The 21,821-nt window shown below is 65.7% G+C and carries 22 protein-coding genes; 11 read left to right on the plus strand and 11 right to left on the minus strand.

Features of this window, described 5'->3' with window-relative positions; genetic code table 11:
- Positions 1-142 precede the first annotated feature (142 nt).
- On the minus strand, positions 143-562 hold the full coding sequence (locus tag QPK27_RS02210; RefSeq protein WP_290416556.1) for a DUF86 domain-containing protein: 420 nt from the start codon (positions 560-562) through the stop codon (positions 143-145).
- Between the two features lie 233 nt (positions 563-795).
- On the opposite strand from QPK27_RS02210, the gene imuA reads away from it, so the two are divergent.
- Together imuA and QPK27_RS02220 are read left to right on the plus strand one after the other, a co-directional pair.
- A complete protein-coding gene (imuA, locus tag QPK27_RS02215; RefSeq protein WP_290416557.1) occupies positions 796-1,503 on the plus strand; it encodes a translesion DNA synthesis-associated protein ImuA in 708 nt (235 codons plus the stop codon).
- The gene (locus QPK27_RS02220; protein WP_290416558.1) at positions 1,433-3,052 is read left to right on the plus strand and encodes a DNA polymerase Y family protein; all 1,620 of its coding nucleotides are present in this window, start codon (positions 1,433-1,435) and stop codon (positions 3,050-3,052) included. The genes imuA and QPK27_RS02220 overlap by 71 nt, the downstream gene beginning before the upstream one ends.
- Positions 3,053-3,243: 191 nt before the next feature.
- On the opposite strand, the gene QPK27_RS02225 is transcribed toward QPK27_RS02220, so the two are convergent.
- Positions 3,244-3,885 (minus strand): hypothetical protein, encoded by a 642-nt coding sequence (locus tag QPK27_RS02225; protein ID WP_290416559.1) that lies wholly within the window; start codon positions 3,883-3,885, stop codon positions 3,244-3,246.
- Between the two features lie 209 nt (positions 3,886-4,094).
- Here QPK27_RS02225 and QPK27_RS02230 point away from each other — a divergent pair, with 209 nt between their 5' ends.
- On the plus strand, positions 4,095-4,328 hold the full coding sequence (locus QPK27_RS02230; RefSeq protein WP_374046994.1) for a VOC family protein: 234 nt from the start codon (positions 4,095-4,097) through the stop codon (positions 4,326-4,328).
- 578 nt (positions 4,329-4,906) lie between these two features.
- Here QPK27_RS02230 and QPK27_RS02235 read toward each other — a convergent pair.
- Complete coding sequence (locus QPK27_RS02235) at positions 4,907-5,347, minus strand: helix-turn-helix domain-containing protein (protein ID WP_290416560.1); 441 nt, start codon at positions 5,345-5,347, stop codon at positions 4,907-4,909.
- Between the two features lie 78 nt (positions 5,348-5,425).
- Here QPK27_RS02235 and QPK27_RS02240 point away from each other — a divergent pair, with 78 nt between their 5' ends.
- On the plus strand, positions 5,426-5,917 hold the full coding sequence (locus QPK27_RS02240; protein ID WP_290416561.1) for a DUF2938 domain-containing protein: 492 nt from the start codon (positions 5,426-5,428) through the stop codon (positions 5,915-5,917).
- Entirely contained in the window at positions 5,914-6,558 is a 645-nt protein-coding gene (locus QPK27_RS02245) for a flavodoxin family protein (protein WP_290416562.1), read from the plus strand. Before QPK27_RS02240 ends, QPK27_RS02245 begins: the two co-directional genes overlap by 4 nt.
- Positions 6,559-6,649: 91 nt before the next feature.
- Here QPK27_RS02245 and QPK27_RS02250 read toward each other — a convergent pair whose 3' ends face one another.
- A complete protein-coding gene (locus QPK27_RS02250; protein ID WP_290416563.1) occupies positions 6,650-6,784 on the minus strand; it encodes a hypothetical protein in 135 nt (44 codons plus the stop codon).
- A gap of 245 nt (positions 6,785-7,029) precedes the next feature.
- On the opposite strand from QPK27_RS02250, the gene QPK27_RS02255 reads away from it, so the two are divergent.
- Entirely contained in the window at positions 7,030-7,425 is a 396-nt protein-coding gene (locus tag QPK27_RS02255; RefSeq protein WP_290416564.1) for a GFA family protein, read from the plus strand.
- 31 nt (positions 7,426-7,456) lie between these two features.
- On the opposite strand, the gene QPK27_RS02260 is transcribed toward QPK27_RS02255, so the two are convergent.
- The 3 genes from QPK27_RS02260 to QPK27_RS02270 all read right to left on the minus strand — a co-directional run bounded on the left by QPK27_RS02260 (position 7,457) and on the right by QPK27_RS02270 (position 11,868).
- A complete protein-coding gene (locus tag QPK27_RS02260) occupies positions 7,457-8,212 on the minus strand; it encodes an AAA family ATPase (RefSeq protein ID WP_290416565.1) in 756 nt (251 codons plus the stop codon).
- A gap of 69 nt (positions 8,213-8,281) precedes the next feature.
- Positions 8,282-9,508: a tyrosine--tRNA ligase gene (gene tyrS, locus QPK27_RS02265; protein WP_290416566.1), complete on the minus strand. Its 1,227-nt coding sequence runs from the start codon at positions 9,506-9,508 to the stop codon at positions 8,282-8,284.
- Positions 9,509-9,936: 428 nt separating this feature from the next.
- Positions 9,937-11,868: a M61 family metallopeptidase gene (locus QPK27_RS02270; protein ID WP_290416567.1), complete on the minus strand. Its 1,932-nt coding sequence runs from the start codon at positions 11,866-11,868 to the stop codon at positions 9,937-9,939.
- Positions 11,869-12,095: 227 nt separating this feature from the next.
- On the opposite strand from QPK27_RS02270, the gene QPK27_RS02275 reads away from it, so the two are divergent.
- From QPK27_RS02275 to QPK27_RS02290, 4 genes are all read left to right on the plus strand, one after another.
- Positions 12,096-12,560: an Hsp20 family protein gene (locus tag QPK27_RS02275; RefSeq protein WP_290416568.1), complete on the plus strand. Its 465-nt coding sequence runs from the start codon at positions 12,096-12,098 to the stop codon at positions 12,558-12,560.
- 243 nt (positions 12,561-12,803) lie between these two features.
- Positions 12,804-14,339, plus strand: a complete 1,536-nt coding sequence (locus QPK27_RS02280; protein ID WP_290416569.1) for a Do family serine endopeptidase — start codon at positions 12,804-12,806, stop codon at positions 14,337-14,339.
- Between the two features lie 47 nt (positions 14,340-14,386).
- Entirely contained in the window at positions 14,387-15,049 is a 663-nt protein-coding gene (locus tag QPK27_RS02285) for a response regulator transcription factor (protein WP_290416570.1), read from the plus strand.
- A complete protein-coding gene (locus QPK27_RS02290) occupies positions 15,046-16,404 on the plus strand; it encodes an ATP-binding protein (RefSeq protein WP_290416571.1) in 1,359 nt (452 codons plus the stop codon). The genes QPK27_RS02285 and QPK27_RS02290 overlap by 4 nt, the downstream gene beginning before the upstream one ends.
- Here the strand turns inward: QPK27_RS02290 and QPK27_RS02295 are convergent.
- A complete protein-coding gene (locus QPK27_RS02295) occupies positions 16,383-16,739 on the minus strand; it encodes a hypothetical protein (protein WP_290416572.1) in 357 nt (118 codons plus the stop codon). The genes QPK27_RS02290 and QPK27_RS02295 overlap by 22 nt on opposite strands.
- Positions 16,740-16,923: 184 nt before the next feature.
- On the opposite strand from QPK27_RS02295, the gene QPK27_RS02300 reads away from it, so the two are divergent.
- Complete coding sequence (locus QPK27_RS02300; protein ID WP_290416573.1) at positions 16,924-18,051, plus strand: branched-chain amino acid ABC transporter substrate-binding protein; 1,128 nt, start codon at positions 16,924-16,926, stop codon at positions 18,049-18,051.
- A gap of 78 nt (positions 18,052-18,129) precedes the next feature.
- Here QPK27_RS02300 and QPK27_RS02305 read toward each other — a convergent pair whose 3' ends face one another.
- From QPK27_RS02305 to QPK27_RS02315, 3 genes are all read right to left on the minus strand, one after another.
- The gene (locus QPK27_RS02305; protein ID WP_290416574.1) at positions 18,130-18,303 is read right to left on the minus strand and encodes a hypothetical protein; all 174 of its coding nucleotides are present in this window, start codon (positions 18,301-18,303) and stop codon (positions 18,130-18,132) included.
- A gap of 82 nt (positions 18,304-18,385) precedes the next feature.
- Positions 18,386-19,195, minus strand: coding sequence for a hypothetical protein (locus tag QPK27_RS02310; RefSeq protein WP_290416575.1), 810 nt, complete (start codon positions 19,193-19,195; stop codon positions 18,386-18,388).
- Between the two features lie 124 nt (positions 19,196-19,319).
- Entirely contained in the window at positions 19,320-21,707 is a 2,388-nt protein-coding gene (locus tag QPK27_RS02315) for a TonB-dependent siderophore receptor (RefSeq protein WP_290416576.1), read from the minus strand.
- Positions 21,708-21,821: the final 114 nt, after the last annotated feature.

Genomic DNA, 21,821 nt, shown 5'->3' on the forward strand with positions numbered 1-21,821 from the left:
GCGGGCGTTCGTGTCGGACAAACGGCGCTTGGTTATCCGGAAAATGGCGCATGATACCAGTTAGGGCGAGGTTGGCGCGCTGACAACGGTTGTTGCCGCGATGTTGCCTCGATGTTGGCGGACTGTTGCCTGATCGTTCTTTTCAGTCGACGGTGCGGGCGCCGCCGAGCAGGGCCGCCGCGTAATCGGTGAAATCGTCGAGGCCGCGCTTGATGATGGTCACCAGCGCCGGCAACGGCGCGGCCTGGTAATCCCATTCGGCGCGGCAGAATTCGCCGCTGCGCTTCAGGTCTTCGGCCAGCGTCGGCGCGATCCATCCATGCTCGGCGAGCAGGGTGATGACTGCGCGCTCGTCCTGCGGCAGCCCCAGGCGCGCGTTGCCGATCACGTAGTCGCCCATCTCGATGGCCGCTTCCCAGGCGCGGATCACGTTCAGCGTGGCGGCGTCCTGGCGCGTGACGTCGTCGGGGAAGGTGGCCGGATCCTTGTCGAATTCCTCGCGCGCGCGGGCGCAGCAGCGTTCGATGGTGGCGGCCTTGCTGACCAGGATGTCGTCTTGCATGGATGCTCCTTGTGCGTGGGCGCTGCAGGGTAAAAGCAGCGCACAGGCCATCTGGTGCCAAAGCGCCAATAAACAAGCGCCGCGATCACACGGAAATGTGCGCCAGCTCGGCAGTACGTTTAATTTCGGTCAATACCAATCACCCAACTGGTATAGCTAAAATGAATAGATCTTGCCAAACCCGGCTTCAACGAGTACTGTATGTTTATACAGTATTAGTTTGCCAACCTGCCATGAATTGTTCATCCATTCTTGCCGCGCCGGAGGCCTTGCACCCATCGTTGTGGCGCGCGTCGCAACTGGCGCATGCCGACACGCGCTGCATCGACACCGGCCATGCGGCGTTGTCCAGCCAGCTGCCGGGTGGCGGCTGGCCCAGCGGCACCCTGGTCGATTTGCTGCTGCAGCAACCCGGCATCGGCGAAATGCGCCTGCTGCGCCCGGCGCTGTCGGCCTGCGCCGAACGCCGTATCGTCCTGCTGCAGCCGCCCCATGCGCCGCAGGCGCTGGCGCTGGCCGCGCTCGGCCTCGACCCGGCCCAATTGCTGTGGCTGCGCAGCAAGCGCAGCGCCGACGCGTTGTGGGCGGCCGAGCAGGTGCTGCGTAGCGGCAGTTGCGGAGCGCTGCTGTTCTGGGCCAATCACGTGCGTCCCGACAGCCTGCGCCGCCTGCACCTGGCGGCCCAGGGTGGCGACACGCTGTTCTTCATGCTGCGTCCGCTGGCCGCGGCGCAGGACGCTTCTCCCGCGCCCTTGCGTCTTGCCTTGCGGCCGGCGGCCGGCGGCATGAGCATCGACTTCGTCAAACGCCGGGGGCCGCTGCGCGAAGCGCCGCTGTTCCTTCCATTGACCCCTTCACTGCTGCAACGCCATGCGCCTCTGGATCGGCCTGTATTTGCCCCAGCTACCGCTCGAGGTCTTCAGCCCGCGCTGGCGCACTGACGGCGGCGCCGCTGCTGGCGCTACTGCTGGCGCCGCTGCTGGCACCGCTGCTGGCGCTATTGCCGGTGCGGCTATCGGCGCCGCTTCCGCTCTAGCACCACACACCGCTGCCGGCGTCGGCGCCAGCTTCGGCAACGACGCAGGCAGCGTCGTGCTGGAGCAGGAGCGGGTGATGGCGCTGTCGCCACTGGCGCGCGCCGCCGGCGTGCAGCCCGGCATGCGCCGTGGCGGCGTGCTGATGCTGATGCCCGAGGCGCGCATCGTCGAACGCAGCCACGAGCGCGAAGCCGAGGCCCTGAACGCGACGGCGATGGCGATGCTGCAGTACACGCCGCAGGTGGCCATGGCCGAAGAAGCCACGCTGCTGCTCGACGTCGGCGCCAGCCTGCGCCTGTTCGGCGGCATCCGCCGCCTGTGCGCGCGCATCCGCGCCAACCTCGATGCGCTCGGCTTCACCGCCTGCATCAGCTGCGCCCCCACCGCGCGCGGCGCCTGGCTGCTGGCGCGTCGCAACGCCGGCCGCGCCCTGCGCATGGAGTCGCTGGTGCGCCGGCTCGACCGCCTGCCGGTGGCGCTGCTGCCGCCGGCGCGTCCCTATGCCGCCTGGTTCGAAGGCCTCGGCTGCCGCCGGCTCGACGCGCTGCGGCGCCTGCCGCGTCCCGGCCTGCAGCGGCGCTGCGGGCGCGCGCTGCTCGACGTGCTCGACGCCGCCTACGGCCACAGCCACGAACTGTTCGAGTGGGTGGCACCGCCCGAACACTTCCATGCGCGGCTCGAACTGTTCGATCGCATCGAGCAGGCCGACCTGCTGCTGGCCGGCGCCCACCGCCTGGTGCTGCAGATGACCGGCTGGCTGTGCGCGCGCCAGCTGGCGGTCGAGCGCATCCTGCTGCTGCTCGAACACGAGCGGGGCAGGGTGGCGCGTCCGCCCACCCCGGTCGAACTGGCGCTGGCCGAACCCACCTGGCGCGACGAGCACCTGGTGCGGCTGCTGCGTGAGCGCCTGGCCAAGCTCGAACTCGAGGCGCCGGTGATCGGCCTCGGCCTGCAGGCGCAGCAATTGCAGGCGATGGCGCCGCCCACCGATTCGCTGTTCCCCGATCCCGGCGGCAGCGAGGAAGACCGCATGCGCATGATCGAGCTGCTGGTGGCGCGCCTGGGAACCGAGAACGTGCTGCAGTTCCTGCCGCATGCCGACTACCGTCCCGAGGTGGCGAATGCCTGGGTGCCGGTGCAGCAGAAGATCAGCCCCTCGCTGCGCGCGGCGCAGATGCCGCCCGACGTGCAAAGTTTGCCGCGGCCGAGCTGGCTGCTGGCCAAGCCGATCGCGCTGCTGATGCGCGACCACCGGCCGTTCTATGGCTCGCCATTGCGGGTGGCGTCGAACCCCGAACGCATCGAGGCAGGGTGGTGGAGCGAGACGCAGACGCGTGATTACTTTATTGCCGAAGGCAAGGACCACATGCTGTACTGGGTGTATCGCGAGCGCATCAATGGCTCGGGCGAGGATGCGACGCCACGCTGGTTTTTGCATGGCTTGTTCGGTTAAGTGTCGAGTCCCGTTTGAACGTGCCGTTTTGCACGACGCCGTTAATAGCAGGTTGCGACTGATACTGGCTCACTGGTGCACTTGTGATATCGACAAGGCCGCCGCTATTTAAAAATCGAGAATCTGTGATTTTAAGGTCGAGCTATTAATTCCTTCCAATGCTGTAACGAGTTGAGCAACTGTATATGCCATCATTCCCCCTTTTTATTTGTTGCGACATTAAAACGAAGTTCAATCACACAATTTTCGTCCATAATGGCTGAAATGATTACGTTTGGCTTGCCTGCATGCAGAATTTCATAGTCGTAAATTTCGAAGTTTTTCGGAAATGTGCCGAAGGCGTCTATTGTTGGCGGCGTAGATGAACTTTTGCTTTTTCGTCGGATTAGAGTATCTAAACGCCGATGTTGGAGACAATAGTATTTTTTCGGGATTGTAAAAACCATTGTGGCATTGCGGAATCTTGTCGAGCGTGTCGAAGATGCATGAAAGCTGTTCAGCTTAGCCGCGGCATTATGATCCGAGTTGCTGAAACTGCAGAAGCCGTGGGGATTACATCTATAGGTCTCATAATTACCAGGAAATGTACTTTTGATTTTTTCAGAGGTAATGGATGGCGGATCAAGCGCCAGAGCTTGTAAATCTTTTACAAGTTTAAATACTCGCCTTTGCTGCACGCTGTTTTCCGTTTCTAGGGAAGCGTGACGTGGCACGTGAACTGGCTGAACCGTGTGATCTGTCACAGTCATCGGTGCTGGTGCTGAGCCAGGGGCCGCATAAGCGGTGGACGCAAAGAGCAGCGCTGCAGCAGCGACGAGGCGGGTGAGATTCATGGCGAGCTCCGGAGTGTGTGATGAAAAACTCATACTGTCTCAGGATGCTACCTTGCTATTCGCGCTGAAGGCTAATCAACTCTCATAGCGTCGCCAGCCGCGCGCCGTCTTTTGCCTTCCTGACCGTCAGCTGTTGCAGGTGCTGTACGTGCCCTGCACCGGTCACCCCCCCCCGTTTTTCCTACCGGCACGAAGGCAACAGTCTCTGCGTGAGCGAGCCGATCAACGGTGAACAGGCAAGTGCCGCCAATGGCGCCACCATCGGCTTCAAATGCACCTCACCCGAGCAAGTACAGCAGTTCCATGACATCGCCGTTGCGCATGGCGGCACTTCGATCGAAGAGCCGCCGGGCCTGCGCGAGAGCAATATGGGCACGCTGAACTTGGCCTATGTGCGTGATCCCGACGGCAACAAGTTATGTGCGCTTTATCGCGTCAAATAAAATCCATCCCATGAGACTCCAGTTAGAGAATTGGGAGGACCTCACATCAGCATTGCCGGTTCAAGAATCGCTTGGTGCAGTCGACATGGAGCTCCGGATCACGCCAAATCAGTTGACCCAAGAGCACAGATTCACACTCATGATTGATCAAAACTATTTGGCGACGCTCTCGTCACACTGCTTGCGCCTGTTACAGGCTTTCCCGGTACGAGGGGTAGCATGACCAGGGTATGCGCTGGAAAGAATCTGTAGACTTGCGACACGGCCACATGGGATGGCAGCATCAGTGCAGTCGCCAATGACGACATCGACTGAGATAATCGTCGTGTCGCCGGCTTCGACCGGCGCTGCGGAATCATTCAGATCGCGCGCTCCACTACAAACGCCGGTGAACTGTGCAGTTCTGCCCGAGGATCCGCCCCACGAGCTGCTGGCCGCCACTTGCGTGAATCATGTCGAGACAGGCATCACTGACTGGCACATGCCGCATAGATCGGCCGCATGCATCGCTGCAACGCGTGGCAATAATCTTCTTGAACAGCGCAGCACATAGGTGCGTCGATGACACAGGCGAGGCTTTACAGCTTGCCGGCGACCGGTTTCGGCAACTCCGTCCCGCGCCAGCGCCGCTCCAACGCCCCCGATCCCGCCGACGCCATCAGCTTCCTGAACGTCGGACACGCCATATGGCTCGGCGCCCGGCACGCGGCGGCATGGCGCAGCCCCTTGCTCATCGTTCGCAAGCGCAGCACCAGCGCGTCGATCTCGTCCGCCTTCGCCGCCAGCATCGCGCGGTCGATCGCCGGATCGCCTCCCTGCGCCAGCATGGCCTGGATCTCCTCCAGCGACAACCCCGCCGCCTGTCCCAGCGCGATCAGCGCCAGCCGCTCCAGCACATCGTCCGTGAAGCGCCGGCGCAGCCCGTGGCGCCCGCTCGAGGCGATCAGGCCGCGCTTCTCGTAGTAGCGCAGCGTCGACGCCGGCACGCCGGTCTTCTTCGCGACTTCCGCGATATCCATCCATCACCCCTTGACTTGAAGTTGACTTCAACTTCTATAGTGGGCTGCATCGCCAGTCCCGTCAACAAGGAGGAAACCATGGGAACCACCGAGATCGTTTTGATTGCCCTGATCGGCTGCGGCGCCACCGCGCTGCTCGATGCATGGCTGATGCTGCTGCGGCGCCTCGGCGTGCCGACGCTCGACCTGGCCATGCTGGGACGCTGGGCCGGCCATCTGCGGCGCGGCCGCCTGCGCCACGCGCCGATCGGCAAGGCGCCGCCGGTGCGCCACGAAACGGCGCTCGGATGGCTGCTGCACTACGCCATCGGCATCGTGTTCGCCGCCATGCTGGTCGCGCTGGCCGGCATCGACTGGCTGCGCAGCCCCCGTCTGGCGCCGGCCGTGGCGTTTGGCCTGGCGACGGTGGCGGCGCCGCTGTTCGTGATGCAGCCCGCGATGGGGGCGGGCTTTGCCGCATCGAAGACGCCGGCGCCGCTGCGCAACTGCCTGCGCAGCGTGGCCAACCACATCGTGTTCGGCTGTGCGCTGTACCTGTGCGCCCGTCTCGGCGCGGAGCTGGTCGGATGAACGCGCACACCATGCCGCCGCGCGGTTCACTCACCGATGCAACAGCCGGTCCGCGCGCCAAGACGCTGGTCATCATCTATCACAGCGCCCATGGCCACACCGCCCACATCGCCCATCACGTGGCGGCCGGCGCCGACGCCGTGGCACATACGCGCGTGACGCTGCTGGAGGCAGAGCAGGCGGCGCGCGACCCCGCCGGCCTGGCCGCCTACGACGGCTGTATCCTCGGTTCGCCGACCTATCTCGGCGGCGTCTCGGGACCGTTCAAGCTGTTCATGGATGCCACCGGCCCGCTGTGGCGCGCGCGTGCGCTGGAAGGCCGGCTGGCGGCCGGCTTCACCGTGTCGTCGCTGCCGGCCGGCGACAAGCAGTCCACGCTGCAGGCGATGCTGACCTTCTGCATGCAGCACGGAATGCTCTGGGTCGGCAATCCCTTCCTGCCGGAGCAGCATGCCGGCGTACCGGAACGCGAAGCGGCCAACCGGCTCGGCTCGTGGACCGGTCTGATGGCCCAGGCCGGACATGGCATGCCGGCCGACGCCTTCCCGCCGGGCGACGTCAAGAGCGCCCGCATGTTCGGCCGCCACGTCGCCGAAACGCTGCAGCGGCTGGTGCCGGTGGAAGATGCGACGCAGGTCTGAGACCCGGATCCAGGAGCATGGCACGTATCGCCGCGCCGGTCGATCCTGCGCAGCGTGTCGACAATGCGCAGGCCATCGACGACAACAGCCGTCAAGAAGCTTTCAATTTCTCCTGCTTGTTCTGCTTGTAGAAGAACAAGGCCATCGCCGCCGACGCAAGCAGCAAGATCGTGCTTGCAGCATCTACGCCGACATTGACACGGACATCAACTTTTACGTCTTTCATAGCGTCGCCTCAAAACATGTTGTCGTTCGCCGAACGCGCTTCGGCGCCAGCATGCATCGAGCATAGCATGCACTTTTATTGGCTTACGCCCGATAGAAGAGCAAGGCGGCGCGCGCGCCAGATCGCCTTCCGACTGGCCGGCGCAGGGCGCTTGACGGCCATGCGGCAAAGGAAGAATATCGACGACGGACAGTGCCTGAAATGCCGACCCACGCCGATCCAACCCGAGACCGACAGGAGACCCCATGGCAACCCGATTCGCTTCATGCAGCTGCGGCCAGCTCACGGCGCACGTCACCGGCGAACCGGTGCGCATCTCGATCTGCCATTGCCTGGCCTGCCAGCGTCGTACCGGTGGCCCGTTCAGCGAACAGGCGCGGTTCGCGCGCGAGAACGTCGCGATTGCCGCGAACTCGACCCAGTACGTGCGCAAGGGCGGCGAAGGGACGTGCGCCACGTTTCATTTCTGCCCGCGCTGCGGCGTCACGGTCTATTACGCGGCCGACGCATTCGCCGATTACCTGACGATCCCGGTCGGCGTCTTCGCGGATCCCGGTTTTCCTGCGCCGACCGTGTCGGTGTATGAATCGCGCATGCACTCCTGGGTGGTGCCGCCGCCGGACGCCGGGCATTACGCCTGAAGGACGCGCGCCATCGTCGCCGCAGAATGAATCAGTCGGAGTCCAGGTCCGGCGCCAGCAACTGCTCGAGCCGGCGCGGATAGTGGTTCAAAAAGTCGCGCGTCACCGCTAAGTGCTCGGTGTCCTCGTAGGCGATCTCGCTGATGCCACTGCCGTCGAACGCCAGGATTTTGGCGTTGGGGTAGGCCAGCAGGATCGGCGAATGGGTGACGATGATGAACTGCGAGCGCTGCTGCACCAGCTGGTCGATCGCGCGCAGCGCCGCCAGCTGGCGGTTCGGCGACAGCGCCGCCTCGGGTTCGTCCAGCAGGTACAGGCCATCGCTCCTGAATTTGTTGAGCAGGACACTCATGAAGGCTTCGCCATGCGAGCGCGCATGCAGCGCCGGGACGCCGTACGACCACGAAGCGCCGATTTCCTTGTCCATATAGGTCGCCACATTGAAGAAACTCTCCGCGCGCATGAAGTAGCCGTACTTCGGACGCTTGAAGCTGCGCGACATGCGGATGTGGCGCGCCAGCGCCGAGCGCTCGCCCAGCGTGTCGAGCAGCTGGATGCTCATCGGTCCGCCCTCGACCCCGAAGCCCAGCGCCAGCGCGATCGCTTCCAGGATGGTCGACTTGCCGCTGCCGTTCTCGCCGACGAAGAAGGTGACGTCGGCGTGGAACTCGATCTGCTGCAAGTCGCGCACCGCCGGGACGTTGAACGGGAATTCGCTCAGGTCGACGTCGTTCCCGAACTCGGGCCAGATCCGCTGGAGGTAGGGCTTGGCTGCAAACTTGTTCATGGGCGCTGACAGGTGGCGATGGATGGCGTCAGTGTGCCACAACACGTCCTGCCGGCAGCCGGCCGCCGCTCACGCCATGTCGTCGCTCACGACAATGCGCACATGCTGCTTGCGACCGGCCGACAATACCCATTCGCCGGCGCCGCCGGCCAGCACCGCATCGGCGTCAAGCACCGTCACGCCATCGAGCCGCAGGCCGCCGCCCGCCGCCAGCCGGCGCGCCGCGCCGCGCGAGGCAGCCAGGCCGGCGTCCACCGCCAGCTCGGCCAGCGTCACGCCGGCCGCCAGACGCGCTGCAGCGAGCGGCCAGGCCGGCAGGTCGGCGCACGCACCGGATCCGAACGCGCCGGCCGCCGCGCGCTGCGCCGCCGCCAGCGCGTCCGGCCCGTGCGCCAGCAGCGTCGCCTGGTCCGCCAGCACGATCTTGGCCGCGTTCAGTTCCGCGCCCTGCAGCGCGCCCAAGCGCCGCACCTCGCTCATCGGCAGCTCGGTGAACAGCGCCAGGAAGCGGCCCACGTCGCGGTCGTCGACGTTGCGCCAGAACTGCCAGAAATCGTAGGGCGGCAGGCGGTCGGCGTTGAGCCACACGGCGCCGCCGGCCGACTTGCTCATGTTCTTGCCGTCGCTGGTGGCCAGCAGCGGCATGGTCAGGCCGTACAGGTCGAGCGACGACTGGCGCCGTCCGAGGTCGATGCCGTTGATGATGTTGGCCCACTGGTCGGCGCCGCCGATCTGCAGCGTGCAGCCGTGGCGGCGCGCCAGCTCGACGAAGTCGTAGGCCTGCAGCAGGGTGTAGCCGAATTCGAGGAAGGACAGCGAGTGTTCCAGGCGCGAGCGGATCGCATCGAACGTCAGCATGCGGTTGACGCTGAAGTGGCGCCCGACCTGGCCCAGGAAGTCGAGGTAGCCCAGGCCGTTCAGCCATTCGGCGTTGTCGACCACCGCCACGTCTGCGCCGAGGTAGTGCGTGAAAGCGCTGCGGATGCCTTCGATGTTGGCGGCGATGCTGGCGTCGTCCAGCAGCGGGCGCGAAGTGTCGCGAAAGCTCGGGTCGCCGATGCGGGTGGTGGCGCCGCCGATCAGCAGCATCGGCTTGTGGCCGGCGCGCTGCAGCCAGCGCATCAGCATCAGGCCTTGCAGATGGCCCACGTGCAGGCTGTCGGCGGTGGCGTCGAAGCCGAGGTAGGCGGTCACGGGCTGCTTGCCCATGGCGTGGCGCAGGCCGGCGGCGTCGGTGCACTGGTGGATGAAGCCGCGTTCTTGCAGCAGGTCGAGCAGATCGGAATTGATGGACATGAGGTCTCCGGAGTGTGGAACGTGTGGAACGCCCAAGGAAGACCGGTTTGCCCGTGTGATGTCCGCATCAGGCGGACCGGGTTGCGTGATCGCCCCTACCGCCGTGTGGTGCGGTAGGAATAATAGGCAGCGATGGCGCTGGCCAGGATGATCACGATGAAAGGCATGGGACCATGTTAGCCGCCGCATCGCGCATTGGTCAAGTAGGGTGGACGGCTTGCCGTCCACGCGTTCAACGGGTGGTCAAGCGTCGCGCCACCTGAGAAATGTGTTGGCCCAAAACCGTCGTTCCCGCGGAGGCGGGAACCCAAGGTTGCCGGCGTCACGATAACGCATGCAGAACTTGGGTTCCCGCCTGCGCGGGAACGACGTATTACTTTCAACTCAGGACGCGAACGATATCGGCTGAGCGAAGGTTGAAGGCCCGCTTACTTGGCCTTGAACAGCGCCTCCAGGCGATCCCTGGTGCCCGCGATGCGCTCCAGGCGCGGATAGCGCAGGCCGTCCTTGTAATCGAGCGAGATGGTGCGCAGGTTGTTCCCCTTCTTCACCAGCAGCTCGATCGGACCCTTGCCGGCCTTGGCGTCGCGCACCACGGCCTTCAGCACCTCGCCCTTGTACACGCGGTTGTTGACCGCGACGATGGTGGTGTTGGCGGCCAGTCCGGCGCGGAAGCCCACGCCGTCCCAGATCACGCCGGTCACGCCGCCGTCCTGGCGCACCGAGAAGCCGAGCGAATAGGTGAAGTCGGTGCTCTTGCTGCGCTCTTCCGCGGCGCGGCCGGCGTCGCTCGGGGTGTCGCTGTAGACCAGCTTCCAGCCGGCGCGCGCCAGGCCGTCGAGCGGGGCGCCCGGGCCGTGGCCATCGAGGCGCTTGCGCAGGAACGGCGCCCAGTCGAATTTCTGGATCTTGTTCAGCGCCGCCACCACGTCGTCGAACGCGTAGTACAGCGCATCGACGCGGCCGTTCTCGACGCCGAAGAAGGCGCGCGCGAAGTCTTCCAGGCTGCGCTTGTCGCCCGACATCTCACGGATCCTGGTGTCGACGTCGAGCCAGATCAGCATGCCTTCGGTGTAGTAGTCTTCGCTGCGCTGCCAGTTACCCCAGCCGATCGGACGGCGGCCGTTGATGATCGGATCATTGACCGTGTCCTGCATCGCGCGCCAGTCGCGGCCCTGCGTGTTGTCGTAGCGTGCGGCGTCGATCGCCAGCGCCTCGCGCGCATGGTTCTGCGACACCAGGCCCGAACGCGCGGCCAGCACCTTGCCCCAGAACTGGGTCTGGCCTTCGTAAACCCACAGCAGTTCGTTCTGCAGCGGGGTGTTGAAGTTCGGGACTTCCTGGCCGGCCGGGCGGCGGAACTTGCCGTTCCACGAGTGCACGAATTCGTGCGGCAGCAGTTCGCGTCCGGCTTCGTTGCGGTTCCACTCGGTGAAGTAGCCGAGCTTGACGCCGTTCTCGCTCGACTGGTGGTGCTCGCGGCCGATGCCGCCGAATTCGTCCGAGATCGCGAACAGGAAGTCGTAGTGCTTGTAGTGGGTCGAGCCGAACAGCTTGATGGCCTGGTCGACCATCGCGCGGTGCAGCGCGATCTGTTCCGGCTTGGCTTCCAGGTTCTCGGCGTTGTCGGCGACCACATTCAGCATCACTGGCGTCTTGGCGCCCGGCGCCAGGTCGATGCGCTTGAAGTGGCGGCCGGCGAACAGGGGCGAATCGACCAGGGTGTCGAGGTCGTGCGGCTTGAAGCGCACTTCGTCGCCGGTGCGGCCCTCGACTTCCAGCGCGCTGGCGAACTGCCAGTCCTTCGGCAGCGTGAGGGTCGGCTGCACCGTGATGCGGCGGGCGTCGTAGCCGGCCGGGTACAGCGCCACCGATTGCCATTGCACGCCGAGGATGTCGTCGGTCATGGTGATGCGGCCCTGCGAGGTGTCGAGCGGCGACAGGAACTGGTACTCGGCTTCCAGCGTGGTCGCGCCCTGCGGCACGGTGACGTGGAAGGCATACACGTTGACCGGATCGCGCGTCCACTCGACCGGTTTACCGCCGGCGCTGAACTTCAGGCCCGCGAGCTGGGTCAGCGGAATGTTCGGGCCGTGGTTGCCCGGCGCCCACTGCGGATACAGCAGCGTCATCGGACCCGGACGCGCCGGCATCGACAGGCGCATGCGGAACACCTGCTGCGACAGGTTCGACGCGTCGACGTGCAGCGCGATGGTGCCCGGATACGCCGCCTTGCCGATGGCAGGGACGGCTGGGACGGTGGCGGTCGCGGCAACGGCGGGGAAGGCGAAGGCAAGGGCAACGGCGAGGGCGCCGGCCGGACGGGCGGCGCGGGCGAGGAAACTGCGGGATGCGGTCATGGTAGGGACAGGAAAACAAGGCACAAGAAAATGAGTGTAGCACGCGTCGAAACGCAAATTTCCTTGTAATTTCCACTGAAACATGATGCAAATAAAATTCGAAAAGTGGCCTAAAAATTCGTATTTCGTATGCCTTGAAAACGCATTAGGGTGGCATTAGATTGGACTCAACGGATGCTCAACGAGGTCCGTCACTTATCGCTTAACTTAACGAGGATATGAATATCATGCGTACTTTTGACCTGACTCCCCTGTACCGTTCCGCCATCGGTTTCGATCGCCTGGCCAACCTGCTCGAGCAACGCGCCGAAGCACAGCCGAGCTACCCGCCGTACAACATCGAGCTGGTGAGCGAAGACGAATACCGCATCGTGATGGCGCTGGCCGGCTTCTCGCGCGACGAAGTCGAAATCGTCACCGAGCGTGACAGCCTGGTGGTTACCGGCCGCAAGGTGAAGGACACCACCCAGCGCACCTTCCTGCACCGCGGCATCGCGGCCCGTGATTTCGAGCAGCGCTTCCAGCTGGCCAATCACGTGAAGGTCACCACCGCGTCGTTCGACAACGGCATGCTCACCATCGAACTGGTGCGCGAAGTGCCGGAAGCGCTCAAGCCGCGCAAGATCGCGATTGCCGACGCGCTGGGCAACACCGGCAACGTCAAGACCCTGGAACAGCGCGAAGCCGCTTGAGGCAGTGTCGTATGGACCGGACGCCCTGGCGTGATGCCACGGTAGTCGTTTGAAAGAAGGGCGCTCGCGAGGGCGCCCTTTGCACGTCTGGAGCTATGTGTTTTCCGCGGCCGCCAACCCTACTTAAGTGGGCTTTAAGACAGCCCTTCAATAACTTAAGTATTGTCTAAGGCTCATGCGGGAAGATACGTTTCATCGATAGTCCACATCGTCGATTCAACCACCTTCATCAGGAGCACAACCATGTCGAACCAAGGTGCCGTTACTGCCATCACTGCCAAACGCCTCACGCTGGCCCTGTGTGCCGCGGGTATCGTTGGCGGCGCGGTCGGCGCAATCGCAGTCAATCACAATAACGTCGCGGCCCAAGCCGCTCCCGCCGTTGCCGCAGCCGCCCCTGCGCCGGCCCCCGCGCCCGCACCGGCTGCCGCCGTCGGCGCGCCTTCCAGCCCGGTCGCACTTCCCGATTTCACGCGCATCGCCGCGCAGAACGGCAAGGCGGTGGTCAACATCCGCGTGGTCGGCTCGACCAAGGTCGCCAATCGTGGCGGCGGCGTGCCGGCGCTCGACCCGAGCCACCCGTTCTATGAATTCTTCAAGCAGTTTCAGGACCCGCGCTACGGTGGTGGCCGCGGCGGTCGTGAAGCTCCCGTTTTCGGCGCCGGATCGGGCTTTATCGTAAGCCCGGACGGCGTCATCCTTACCAACGCCCACGTCGTGCAGAACGCCGACGAAGTCACCGTCAAGCTACAGGACCGCCGCGAATTCCGCGCCAAGGTCCTGGGCTCCGACCCGCGTACCGACGTGGCCGTGCTCAAGATCGACGCCAGGAACCTGCCGGTGGCGCCGATCGGCAAATCGAAGTCGGTGCAGGTGGGCGAGTGGGTGCTGGCGATCGGTTCGCCGTTCGGCCTGGAGAGCACCGTCACCGCCGGCGTGGTCAGCACCACCGGCCGCTCGCTGCCGGACAGCACGGTGCCGTTCATCCAGACCGACGTCGCGGTCAACCCCGGCAACTCGGGCGGCCCGCTGTTCAACACCCGTGGCGAAGTGGTCGGCATCAATTCGCAGATCTACAGCCAGACCGGCGGCTACCAGGGCCTGTCGTTCTCGATCCCGATCGACCTCGCGGTGCGCATCAAGGACCAGATCGTCGCCACCGGCAAGGTGCAGCATGCCAAGCTGGGTGTGAGCGTGCAGGAAGTCGGCCAGAGCTTCGCCGATTCGTTCAAGCTCGAGTCGCCCGAGGGCGCCCTGATTTCGAGTGTGGAACGCGGCAGCGCCGCCGAGAAGGCAGGCCTGAAGTCGGGCGACGTGATCCGCCGCGCCAACGGCCAGGCCATCATCGGCTCGGGCGACCTGCCGGGCATGCTGGCCCTGTCCAAGCCGGGCGAGCGCGTGGCGCTGGACGTCTGGCGCGACGGCAAGCTGGTGCGCATCGACGCCACCCTGGCCGACGCCAGCGAAAAGCCCAAGCGTGGCGAGCGCGAAGAAGTCGCCTCGCTCGACAACAGCGCCAAGCTGGGCCTGAGCCTGCGCACGCTGGAGCCGGTCGAGCGGCGCCAGAGCGGCATCGCCGCTGGGCTGGTGATCGAAGACGCTTCGGGCGCCGCCGCGATGGCCGGGATTGAACCGGGCGACGTGCTCATCTCGGTCAACGGCCGTCCGGTTAACTCGGTCGAGCAGGTGCGCGAGGTGATGTCCAAGGCCAGCAAGTCGGTGGCCTTGCTGATCCAGCGCGGGAGTGACAAAATCTTCATTCCGGTGCGGATCGGTTAAGGAAGCTCGGCGTCCTTCCAGCGCATCGGCTCGACACGGAAACAGACATGCGACTGCTGCTGGTGGAAGACGACACGATGATCGGCGAAGTGGTGCTCGACCTGCTCAGGGCCGAGCACTACGCCGTCGACTGGGTCAAGGACGGCGAGATGGCCGACACGGCCCTGATGCAGAACCAGAACTACGACCTGGTGCTGCTCGACCTGGGGCTGCCGCGCAAGGACGGCCTCGACGTGCTGCGCTCGATGCGCACGCGCAAGGACCGCACCCCGGTGCTGGTCGCCACCGCGCGCGATTCGGTGGCCCAGCGCATCGCCGGCCTGGACGCCGGCGCCGACGATTACGTACTCAAACCCTACGACCTCGACGAACTGCTGGCGCGCATCCGCGCGCTGCTGCGGCGCGCCGCCGGCCGCGCCGAACCGGTCTTCGAATACCGCAACATCAGCGTCAATCCCGCCACCCGCGAGGTGATGGTCGATGGCGCCAACGTCTCGCTGTCGGCGCGCGAATGGGCGGTGCTCGAGGCATTGGTGGCGCGTCCCGGCGCCGTGCTGTCGCGCGCCCAGCTCGAAGAAAAGCTGTACAGCTGGCGCGATGAAGTCTCCAGCAACGCAGTCGAGGTCTACATCCACGGCCTGCGCAAGAAGCTCGGCAGCGACTTGATCCAGAACGTGCGCGGCGTGGGCTATATGGTTCCCAAGGTATGAAAATGACGCACTCGCTGCGCGGGCGCCTGCTCTGGTTCCTGCTCGCCGCGATCACCCTGGCCGCGCTGGCCCAGGCCACCATCGCCTACCGCACCGCGCTGCACGACGCCGACCAGATCTTCGACTACCACATGCAGCAGATGGCGCTGTCGCTGCGCTCCGGCACCCCGCTGTCGAACAACGAAGGACGCGCGCGCGCCGAAGCCGACAGCGCCAGCGGCAACGACGACATGGTGGTGCAGATGTGGTCACCCGACGGCGTGCAGATGTTCCACAGCGTCTCGCGCGCGCGCCTGCCGCAGCGCGCGGTGCTGGGCTTTTCCAACGTGCGCGCCAACGGCACCACCTACCGCGTGTTCTCGATCCAGACCGCGAACCAGACGGTGCAGGTGGCGCAGGACCTGGCCGTGCGCCGCAACATGGCCGGCAACCTGGCCCTGCGCACCCTGGGACCGATCGCGGTCATGATGCCGATCCTGATGCTGGTGGTGTGGTGGGTGGTGAGCGGCTCATTGAAACCCGTGGCGCGGGTGCGCTCGCAACTGGCTTCGCGCCAGGCCGACGACCTGTCACCGGTGTCCGACAACGGCTTGCCCGACGAAGTGCGGCCGGTGGTGCAGGAATTGAACCTGCTGTTCGGCCGGGTGCAGGCCGCCTTCGACGCCCAGCAGCATTTCGTGGCCGACGCCGCGCACGAGCTGCGCACGCCGCTGGCCGCGCTGCGCCTGCAGGCGCAAAGCCTGGACCGCGCCGACAATCCGGAAGCGCGCCGGGTGGCGGTGGGGCGCCTGACCGCCGGCATCGACCGCGCCACGCGCCTGGTCGAGCAATTGCTGGTGCTGGCGCGCCACGAGGCCAGCGCCCAGGGTGGGGCGGCGCCGCGGCCGGTCGACCTGTCCGACCTGGCGCGCCGCACCGTGGCCGACCTGGCCGGCGTGGCCGCCAACAAGGGCGTCGACCTGGGCGTGCAGCAGGCCGATCCCGCCACCATCGACGGCCAGCCGGACGCGCTGCAGATCCTGCTGCGCAACCTGGTCGACAACGCCGTCAAGTACACGCCGGGCGGCGGCACCGTCGACATCGCGGTGCATGCCGAGGGCGGGCGGATCGTGGTGCTGGTCGAGGACAGTGGCCCCGGCATCCCGCCGGAGGAACGCGAGCGCGTGTTCGACCGCTTCTACCGCGTGGCCGGCAGCGAAGCGGCCGGCAGCGGCCTGGGCCTGGCCATCATCAAGGCGATCGCCGAACGCCACGGCGCCACACTGGCGCTGGACAAGTCAGAGCGGCTCGGTGGCCTGAAGGCCAGCGTGACCTTCGAAGCCCAGGCGCCGCTTCAGCAACCGAGTTCGCGGTAGCGCTTGCGCAGGCTCTGCGCGTCCTGCTGGAGCGACTCCATCACCCCGCGCGCGCCGGCGCGCTGCTCGGTTTCTTCGTTGTCGCGGATCGCGGCGTCGAGGCGTGTGCATTCGCGTTTTACAGAGGCCTTGAGCGGCTTGCGGCGCGGCGCGGCCTGCTTTTCCTGGTCGCAGGGCTGGGCGCCGTCGCAGGCAATGCGTGCCGGATGCGCAGCATGATGACGCGGCGCCTGCCCGGTCGCCTGGACGGGCAGGGCGAGCGACAGCAGCATGGCGCCGGCGGCCGCCAGTCGGAAAGGGAATGGGGTGACGATGATGGTCTCCGTTGCTGTCATTGTTGTCGCCCTGAGGCGGTCATCTTCGTACGGACAAGCGCAGCAGCATACCGTATCTGTTGCATAAAAATCTAGTCAATTGTCACTACGTTAATATCGCGTGCCGTGCAGCGTGCGCGGGCGCGCGGTAGAATGCCCGGTTGGGCGGCGCACGGGCGCCGTCGTGCAAGTTGACGAGGAAGCGATGAAGAAAAAGATGGTGGTGGTTGCCGCGCTGATGGCGGCGGGTACAGCAAATGCGCAAGAAGTGGTCAAGATCGGCCACGCGGCGGCGGTGACCGGCCCGGTGGCCTACTTCGGCAAGGACACCGAGAATGGCGCGCGCATGGCGATCGAGGCGCTCAACGCGCGCGGCGTGGCGATCGGCGGCAAGAAGGTGACCTTCCAGCTGATGGCCGAGGACGACGGCGGCGATCCGAAGCAGGCCACCAGCGTGGCGCAGAAGCTGGTCGACGCGAAGATCAACGGCATGGTTGGCCACGAGACCTCGGGCACCACCATCCCGGCCTCGAAGATCTACTACAACGCCGGCATCCCGCAGATCTCGCCGTCGACCACCAGCCCGAAATACACCCAGCAAGGCTACAACACCACCTTCCGCGTGGTGGCCAACGACGTGCAGCTGGGCCAGGCGCTGGGCCGCTACGCGACCGGCACGATGAAGGTGCGCCGCGTCGCCGTGGTGGACGACCGCACCGCCTACGGCCAGGGCCTGGTGACCGAGTTCTCGCGCAGCCTGCAGAAGCAGGGCGGCAGCGTGGTGGCGCGCGAATTCACGCATGAGAAAGCGACCGACTTCAGCACCATCATCACCCGCATCCGCGCCAGCAAGCCGGACATGGTGTTCTTCGGCGGCATGAGCGCCACCGCCGGCCCGATGCTGCGCCAGATGAAGCAGCTGGGCATGAACGTGCGCATGATGGGCGGCGACGGCATCTGCTCGGACGAGATCTTCAAGCTGTCGGGCGGCACCATGGCGGACGGCCAGGTGGTGTGCGCGGAAGCGGGCGGCGTGCAGGGCGAGGCCAAGGCCGGCATGGACAAGTTCCGCGCCGATTACAAGAAGCGCTTCGGGATCGACGTGCAGATCAACGCGCCGTATGCCTACGATGCGGTGATGACCATGGCCGAGGCGATGGTGAAGGCCGGGTCGTCGGCGCCTGCGAAGTATCTGCCGGTGCTGGCCAAGATCCAGTACAAGGGCGTGACCGGGCCGATCGCGTTCGATCAGCGCGGCGATGTGTGCGATGGCACCGTGACGCTGTACGGTTTCAAGGGCGGCAAGCGGTCGGTCATTACCGTCACCAAGTAAGACGTCAAGTAAGACGTGAAGCTGCTGCCGGCTGCGCCGGCAGCAGCGCTTGCGTGAACGAAAGCGTCACGCGGCAGTTCAATCTCCCGGCCCTTCGCCCGGCATCGTGTCGGCCATCAGGCGCAACTCATCCGGCGTCAATTCTTCCGGCTTCTTGTCCTTCAGCCCATCAGTGTCGGGGTGCTGCGCTTCTGCGCCCGGTTGCTGCGCCGCGTCCTTTTCCTGTTCCTTTGCTTGCTGTTCAGTGCTCATGCTGCCCTCCATGAAACGAATGTCGATGAAGGCCAGTGTGGCACAGAGCCGCTGCGAGCGGCGTCCAGAACGTTAGCGCCGGTTAGCGCCGGGCGGGCGGCAGCACGTGGCGGAAGGTCGGCTCGACGCCCAGCGAATGCAGATGGCGCACGATGTCCTCCAGCGTCGCATCCTTGAGCAGCAAGCCTTCCGCCGGGGCAGGCGATGTACGAGAAACCGGCGGATGAGCAGGCGCGAACTCGACCTCCGGCGTGTGCAGCGCCGACACCAGCGCTAGGCTGGCCTGCGGCCCGTCGCCCTCCGGCTGCAGCAGCGCCAGCGCATTCGCGAACTGCGCTTCGTCGATGCTTTCCAGTCCCTCCAGGAAGCCGGCTTGCCCGCCTGACGGCGGCATCATCTCCAGCCCCGGCTCGTCGGCGAACGAGACGCCCATGCCCGGATGGATGAATGCGGCCCAGCGCCCGGTGCGCGCGTGCAGGCAGGGCGGCAGCGCGACCGGCGCCAGCACATGGTCGGGCGCCAGTTCGGTGTCGGGAAAGTAGACGTCGCGCAGGCGTTCGAGGAAGGCCTGGGCCTGCTCGGACGGCACCGGCGTGGCCAGCGACAGCCACAGGTAATAAGCGTCGCCGCCCGAGATGCTGACCGCCGGCGCGGGGAAGCCCAGGCGCTCCTGCAGCGCGTTGGCGACCTCGCACAGCTGGTTCCAGTGGGCGTCGTCCTGCGCGCCCTTGGCCTTGCGGAACGGGATCATCATGGCGCGCGTCAGGCCGTCGTTGCCGGTCAGGCTGACCGGCACATTCTGTTCGCCCTGCAGGTGCTGCGCCAGCAGTTCGGGTGCGAGCGCGCCGGCCGGCAGGTAAAGCCTCATCAGTTCTGCAATCAGTTTGTCCATGGTGTTCGGCTACGACAGTGTCAGAGGGCGCCATTCTTGCACAAGCCGCACGTGCAAGACAGGCGCACAAATGAAAACGGCCCGCGAAGTTCACGGGCCGCAGTATTTCAAGCGTCTGATCGAATTAGAACTTGTGCGCCAGGCGCGCGAACATCGCCGCGCCGTTCAGGCCGAACTGCACGCTTTCGTACTTGAAGCCGTTGTCGGTCTCGTTCTCATCCTGGCGGGTCGGCTTGACGTCGAAGATGTTGGTGCCGCCCACCGTCAGGCGGGTCTTGTCGCTGAAGGCCCAGGTGAACGACAGGTCGGCCGAGGTCTTCGCTTCGTAGTGCTGGTTCGGCACCGGCGAACCCGAGAAGGTGCCCAGCGTCTGCGGACCGAAGTGGATCACGCGCAGCGAGGTCTCGAGCTGGCCCTGGGTCCAGTCCAGGCCCAGCGTGGCCTTGCGGCGCGGCGCGCCTTCCTCGATGAACAGGCGCTCGCGCTCGGACAGCAGCACGTCCTCGAACCCTGCCAGGCTCGAAGGGGCCTTCACGCGCTGCACTTCGGTCTTGCTGAAGTTCAGGGCCAGGTAGGTGTTCAGGCGGCCGATGCCGACGGTGGCGCGGTTCGACACGGTCAGGTCCAGGCCTTGCGTCTTGGTGTCGACCGAATTGACGAAGAACTGGGCCTGGCCCACGCCCAGTTGTTGCAGCGTCGCGCCCAGCGCCGGGTAGTTGTCGGCGTCGAAGCGGCCCGACAGCACGATGCGGTCGTCGATGTCGATGCGGTACAGGTCGGCCGTGAGCGAGGTCGACTGGGTCGGGGCCCAGGTCAGGCCCAGCGTATAGCTCTTCGATTCTTCTTCCTTGAGCGACGGGATGCCGGCGGCGTTGGCGACGCGGCCGCCGTTCGGCGCCAGCACCACGTCCAGCGGCTGGCCGCTGACGAAGTCGGTGAAGGTCGACGAGAAGTACATCTGCTGCAGCGACGGCGCGCGGAAGCCGGTGCTGGCCGAGCCACGCAGCAGCACCTGCGGATTGATGCGGTATGCGCCGGCGATCTTGCCGGTGGTGGTCGAGCCGAAGTCCGAATAGCGCTCGTAGCGCAGCGCGGTCTGCAGTTTAAAACGGTCGGTGAGGTCGGTTTCGACGTCGATGTAGGCGGCGCTGCTATGGCGGTCGGCATCGGTCTCGTCGCCCGGCTGGAAACCCGGGAAGCCCTGGCTGCCGGCGTTGCCGCCCACGCCCACGCCGTCGGCGTCGATGTAGGAACCCGCTTCGCCGGCGAAGATCTGGTAGTTCTCGCGGCGGTGTTCGAGGCCGAAGGCGACGTTCATGCCCTGCGCCACGCTGCTGTAGAAGCGGCTGACGTCGAGGTTGGTGGTGGCCTGGCGGAACGAGAAGCCGCCGGCGTTGAAGTTGCTGGCGCTGACGCCGGCGCCGCCATTGGTCAGGTCGAGGTTCGCGATCGACGCGTTCAGGGTGTTGGCGATGTCGTACTTCAGGCGGTTGTAGCCGTAGGTCTGCGACAGGTCGGCATTCCATTCGCCCATCGCCCAGCGGTAGCCGACGGTGCCCCAGCGGTCGTCGACGTCGCCGTTGATGAAGGGGACGAAGCCGTTCGGATACATCGCCGCCGAGTTGCGCGACGGGATGTCTTCGGAACCCAGGCCTTCGCGCCCGAAGGCGGCCGACGAGGCGTCGCGGCGCTGCACGCCGGCGGTGAAGTAGAACTTGTTGCCGGCGCCGGCCGGGAAGTCGCCGTTCAGGTAGACGGTTTGGTTTTCGGACTTGGTGTCGCCGATGATGCGCAGGCTGTCGGCGTCGGCGCGGTTGGAGCGCCCGCGGTCGTAGTATTCGCCGGTGATGCCGACCACGCCGCCCGCCACGGCCACGCCGCAGTAGGCCGAGGCCAGCCAGTTTTCGCCGTCGCCGGCGGTGTACTGGCCGTAGCCGACCACCGATTCGCAGCCCAGGTTTTTCTTGAGGTCGATGTTGATCACGCCGGCGATCGCGTCCGAGCCGTATTGGGCGGCGGCGCCGTCGCGCAGCACCTGCACTTCGCGGATCGCCATCAGCGGGATCGCGTTCATGTCGGTGCCGGTATTGCCGCGGTTGCGCGCGCCGAACAGGTTCACCAGCGCCACCGTGTGGCGGCGCTTGCCGTTGACCAGCACCAGGGTCTGGTCCGAACCCAGGCCGCGCAGCGCGGCCGAGTCGATCAGGTCGGCGCCGTCGGCGCCGGTCTGGCGGGTCGAGTTGAACGATGGAGATAGCGTGGCCAGGGCCTGGGCCAGGTCGAACTGGCCGCCTTGCTCGGCCGCCTTGGTCATCGGGATGAAGTCGACCGCGACCGGGGTGTCGGTGGCGGAAGCGACGCCGACGCGGCGCGAGCCGACCACGCTGACGCTCGGGACGACGTCGGCATTGCCGGCGGCAGGGGTGGCAAGGGTGTTCTGGGCCAGCGCGGCGGTCGGCAGGGCGGCGAGAGCGGTGCTGCCGTACAGGGCGAGTAGCAGCGAGCGAGACATTATTTTCAGGTTGGGCACAATTTTCTCCGAAGGAAATTCGGAGTTTAATCGCTTGATCCTTCGATAACCATCGCACTGTAGCATTAATGCAACATGGTCATGCGTATGCCATGA

The sequence above is a fragment of the Massilia sp. YIM B02443 genome, from assembly GCF_030411955.1.
In the GTDB taxonomy this organism is placed as follows: Bacteria; Pseudomonadota; Gammaproteobacteria; order Burkholderiales; family Burkholderiaceae_D; genus Telluria.

Excerpts from the sequence above, each read along its gene's own strand:
- QPK27_RS02210 (WP_290416556.1), bottom strand. The coding sequence starts at position 562 with ATGCAAGACGACATCCTGGTCAGCAAGGCCGCCACCATCGAACGCTGC.
- imuA (WP_290416557.1), top strand. The coding sequence starts at position 796 with ATGAATTGTTCATCCATTCTTGCCGCGCCGGAGGCCTTGCACCCATCG.
- QPK27_RS02220 (WP_290416558.1), top strand. The coding sequence starts at position 1,433 with ATGCGCCTCTGGATCGGCCTGTATTTGCCCCAGCTACCGCTCGAGGTC.
- QPK27_RS02225 (WP_290416559.1), bottom strand. The coding sequence starts at position 3,885 with ATGAATCTCACCCGCCTCGTCGCTGCTGCAGCGCTGCTCTTTGCGTCC.
- QPK27_RS02235 (WP_290416560.1), bottom strand. The coding sequence starts at position 5,347 with ATGGATATCGCGGAAGTCGCGAAGAAGACCGGCGTGCCGGCGTCGACG.
- QPK27_RS02240 (WP_290416561.1), top strand. The coding sequence starts at position 5,426 with ATGGGAACCACCGAGATCGTTTTGATTGCCCTGATCGGCTGCGGCGCC.
- QPK27_RS02245 (WP_290416562.1), top strand. The coding sequence starts at position 5,914 with ATGAACGCGCACACCATGCCGCCGCGCGGTTCACTCACCGATGCAACA.
- QPK27_RS02250 (WP_290416563.1), bottom strand. The coding sequence starts at position 6,784 with ATGAAAGACGTAAAAGTTGATGTCCGTGTCAATGTCGGCGTAGATGCT.
- QPK27_RS02255 (WP_290416564.1), top strand. The coding sequence starts at position 7,030 with ATGGCAACCCGATTCGCTTCATGCAGCTGCGGCCAGCTCACGGCGCAC.
- QPK27_RS02260 (WP_290416565.1), bottom strand. The coding sequence starts at position 8,212 with ATGAACAAGTTTGCAGCCAAGCCCTACCTCCAGCGGATCTGGCCCGAG.
- tyrS (WP_290416566.1), bottom strand. The coding sequence starts at position 9,508 with ATGTCCATCAATTCCGATCTGCTCGACCTGCTGCAAGAACGCGGCTTC.
- QPK27_RS02270 (WP_290416567.1), bottom strand. The coding sequence starts at position 11,868 with ATGACCGCATCCCGCAGTTTCCTCGCCCGCGCCGCCCGTCCGGCCGGC.
- QPK27_RS02275 (WP_290416568.1), top strand. The coding sequence starts at position 12,096 with ATGCGTACTTTTGACCTGACTCCCCTGTACCGTTCCGCCATCGGTTTC.
- QPK27_RS02280 (WP_290416569.1), top strand. The coding sequence starts at position 12,804 with ATGTCGAACCAAGGTGCCGTTACTGCCATCACTGCCAAACGCCTCACG.
- QPK27_RS02285 (WP_290416570.1), top strand. The coding sequence starts at position 14,387 with ATGCGACTGCTGCTGGTGGAAGACGACACGATGATCGGCGAAGTGGTG.
- QPK27_RS02290 (WP_290416571.1), top strand. The coding sequence starts at position 15,046 with ATGAAAATGACGCACTCGCTGCGCGGGCGCCTGCTCTGGTTCCTGCTC.
- QPK27_RS02295 (WP_290416572.1), bottom strand. The coding sequence starts at position 16,739 with ATGACAGCAACGGAGACCATCATCGTCACCCCATTCCCTTTCCGACTG.
- QPK27_RS02300 (WP_290416573.1), top strand. The coding sequence starts at position 16,924 with ATGAAGAAAAAGATGGTGGTGGTTGCCGCGCTGATGGCGGCGGGTACA.
- QPK27_RS02305 (WP_290416574.1), bottom strand. The coding sequence starts at position 18,303 with ATGAGCACTGAACAGCAAGCAAAGGAACAGGAAAAGGACGCGGCGCAG.
- QPK27_RS02310 (WP_290416575.1), bottom strand. The coding sequence starts at position 19,195 with ATGGACAAACTGATTGCAGAACTGATGAGGCTTTACCTGCCGGCCGGC.
- QPK27_RS02315 (WP_290416576.1), bottom strand. The coding sequence starts at position 21,707 with ATGTCTCGCTCGCTGCTACTCGCCCTGTACGGCAGCACCGCTCTCGCC.